The 1,134-nt window shown below is 28.1% G+C and carries 2 protein-coding genes and 2 pseudogenes; 1 reads left to right on the forward strand and 3 read right to left on the reverse strand.

From position 1 onward, the window contains the following. Window position 1: 1 nt before the first annotated feature. The gene (locus tag IDG60_RS15175; RefSeq protein ID WP_346767040.1) at window positions 2–439 is read left to right on the forward strand and encodes a GNAT family N-acetyltransferase; all 438 of its coding nucleotides are present in this window, start codon (window positions 2–4) and stop codon (window positions 437–439) included. A gap of 189 nt (window positions 440–628) precedes the next feature. Here the strand turns inward: IDG60_RS15175 and IDG60_RS27600 are convergent. The 3 genes and pseudogenes from IDG60_RS27600 to IDG60_RS15190 all read right to left on the reverse strand — a co-directional run. After that, a pseudogene (locus tag IDG60_RS27600) lies at window positions 629–781 on the reverse strand (tRNA dihydrouridine synthase); the annotation flags it as partial. 24 nt (window positions 782–805) lie between these two features. Next, entirely contained in the window at window positions 806–892 is an 87-nt protein-coding gene (locus IDG60_RS15185) for a hypothetical protein (RefSeq protein ID WP_031867549.1), read from the reverse strand. A gap of 97 nt (window positions 893–989) precedes the next feature. Further along, a pseudogene (locus IDG60_RS15190) lies at window positions 990–1,134 on the reverse strand (sulfite exporter TauE/SafE family protein); the annotation flags it as partial.

A 1,134-nucleotide genomic window follows, 5' to 3' on the forward strand; every position in this document is an offset into this window, starting at 1 on the left:
TATTTTATCTATCTTGTTGAGTGATAAAAATTTCGATAATAAAATGGTAGTCTCAACAGGTAGTTACATTTTGTCTGAGTTGCCATGTATTGTTGCCTATAAAAATAATGATATCGCGGGGCTACTAACGTATAAAGTTTATGATGAGTATATTGAAATCATTTCTTTAGATAGTTTTGTAGAGAACAAGGGTATTGGTAGTCATTTGCTTGATTATGCTGAAATAATTGCCTCAGATATGAGTAAAAGAAGTATCAGTGTTATTACTACAAATGAAAATATTAAGGCACTTTATTTCTATCAAAAAAATAAATATAGAATCACAGACGTTATTTTTGATGCTGTAACAGAAGCTAGGAAAATAAAGCCGTCGATTCCTACAATTGATAAAAATGGCATTGAAATTAGAGATGAAATTGTTTTGACAAAATATTTGTAATATATAAATATACGTTGTTTTAAATCACCCTAGTTCATACCAAAAAGACTTTAACACAAACAAAAAAGGAGGAAACTTAAATTCCTCCTTGACCCTCATTTCATCTATAATTCTATTTTAACGTCTTCGTCCATTTGGGCTTCAAATTCATCTAGTAGTGCTCGTGCTTCTGCAATTGATTGTGTGTTCATCAATGCCATATTTTTCTGCAAGTTCAAGTCCTGTTTTTCTATCGGGAATATCACCGTTAATTGTTAACAATGTATTTGGTGCAATTTCGTCACGTAAATTTTTAATAGCTTCGATTAATTCCCAATGTGCATCTACTTTACTAATGCGTTTGATAAAAACTTAAATAATATTAATTCAATCATCAGTGGCATTAAATCTTTTATCATTTTTAGTTATAGTTGATAAATTTATATTTATAAGCATATATGGATATTTCATCAAAAATTTTTATTTATATAAATCCGAACTGCATACATATTTGTTTAAATAAGAGGTATTATTTTTCGGGAAATTGCTGTCTGAGTTAAAAGGATTAGTTTTATAAAATGAGTTGAATTATAGCAAAAACGATTAAAATACTGATAATCCATTTTTGTATTATGTTAGGGACTTTTTTACTTAATTTTAACCCTATTGGAGCAAATATAATACTCCCTATTATAAGGAATAAGGCGTCATATAAA

The organism is Staphylococcus sp. EG-SA-2 (assembly GCF_017152085.1).